At 51.0% G+C, this 290-nt stretch carries 1 pseudogene; it reads left to right on the forward strand.

What is annotated here, in order from left to right:
• Window positions 1-225 (forward strand): annotated as a pseudogene (locus ACW9IR_RS29885) (IS481 family transposase); the annotation flags it as partial.
• Window positions 226-290: the final 65 nt, after the last annotated feature.

Consider the following 290-nt stretch of genomic DNA (forward strand, 5'->3'; position numbering starts at 1 on the left):
TGCCTACCGGATGTGGAGTATGCAGAGGAAATGAAAGTACGAAGCGTCAGACAGAACGGCTCGATTATGTGGAAAGGAAAGTTGGTATTTGTGAGCGAAGCACTATCAGGAGAGCGGATCGCGCTCAAAGAGGTTGAAGATGATTTTTGGGATCTGTACCTGTGTGACTATCCCCTGGGGAGGCTTGGACGAGGCATGAGCCGCGTCCAAGCTTCAAATGTGTAAACGATGTCCCCGGTTTCAGATGTAAAGGATGTCTACGGTTCTACAGCCGGATACCCGACTGGGCG

It is taken from the genome of Pseudomonas sp. SDT291_1_S447 (genome assembly GCF_054070155.1).